This is a genomic window from Faecalispora jeddahensis, from assembly GCF_000577335.1.
GTDB classification, from domain to species: domain Bacteria; phylum Bacillota; class Clostridia; order Oscillospirales; family Acutalibacteraceae; genus Faecalispora; species Faecalispora jeddahensis.
Window position 1 is genome coordinate 1 of the sequence record NZ_CBYL010000096.1, and the last position, 1,357, is coordinate 1,357.

Genomic DNA, 1,357 nt, shown 5'->3' on the forward strand with positions numbered 1-1,357 from the left:
GATAAGGTACAATAAGTTGCGCAAATTGAAAAAGGCATAAAAAGAAGACAAGGTTTGCAGGTCTCTGGTAGAATGAAGTTGCGAGACACCATTCTGAAAGGAGAGAGCAAACCATGTCTGAGAAAATTGTACAGTTAAACGAGGAAGTAATCAAGGGGCAAATCAAGGAATTAGTTCGCGGCAGCGTGGAAGAAACCTTAAATGGGCTGCTGGAGGAGGAATCGAAAAAGCTTACGCAGGCGGCAAAATATGAGCGAAATGAAGTCCGGCAGGGATACCGCAGCGGGCAATACAGCCGAAACCTAACAACGACATCCGGTGACGTTACGCTTCAGGTCCCACGGCTTAAGGGGATATCCTTCGAAACAGCGATCATCGAACGCTACCGTCGCCGGGAAAGTTCGGTGGAAGAAGCCTTGATTGAGATGTATCTAGCGGGTGTCTCTGTTCGCCGGGTAGAGGATATCACGGAAGCTCTTTGGGGAAGCAAGGTATCCCCGGCCACCATCAGCGAGCTGAACAAGAAAGCATACGTTCATATCGAAGACTGGCGCAACCGTCCATTACAGGGTGGAAAGTATCCGTATGTTTACGTCGATGGGATCTATCTTCGCCGGAACTGGGGCGGTGAATACGAGAATGTCAGCATTCTGGTTGCAATCGCCGTCAACGAGGACGGCTACCGAGAAGTGCTGGGTGCTGCCGAGGGTATGAAAGAGGACAAAGCCAGTTGGATCAGCTTCTTCCAATGGCTGAAGGGTCGGGGCTTGGACGGTGTGAAACTCATTGTGGGAGACAAGTGTCTCGGTATGCTGGAAGCTGTGGGAGAAGTCTATCCGGAAGCCAAATACCAACGCTGCATTGTCCACTTCTATCGCAATGTGTTCTCGGTCGTTCCCCGTTCCAAAGTAAAACTGGTGTCCAAAATGCTCAAGGCGATCCACGCACAAGAGAGTAAGGCTGCGGCTCTGGCAAAAGCAAGGGATGTTGCCGACGCTCTGCGGTCAATGAAGCTGAAAGAGGCGGCGAAAAAAGTAGAGGACAGCGTAGAAGAAACCCTGGCTTACACGTCCTTTCCCTTTGAACACTGGACCAGAATCCGCACAAACAATGTCATTGAGCGCCTGAACAGAGAAATCCGCAGGCGAACCCGTGTGGTCGGTTCTTTCCCCGATGGGAACTCCGCCCTGATGCTGGTCTGTGCTAGGCTCCGGCATGTGGCGGGCACCCAGTGGGGAAACAAGAAATACATGAATATGAAGCATCTCGAAGCAATTCCCGACAACGCTGATATCGCTGGGTAACATCATTCCGTCAGAACCTGCAAACTAATTTGCGCATAACTCTTGACACTACC

1 protein-coding gene is annotated in these 1,357 nt (G+C 50.9%); it reads left to right on the forward strand.

What is annotated here, in order from left to right; all coding sequences use genetic code 11:
* The first annotated feature begins 113 nt into the window (after nt 1-113).
* Nucleotides 114-1,304, forward strand: coding sequence for an IS256 family transposase (locus TY09_RS17460; RefSeq protein WP_042437061.1), 1,191 nt, complete (start codon nt 114-116; stop codon nt 1,302-1,304).
* The last annotated feature ends 53 nt before the right edge of the window (nt 1,305-1,357 follow it).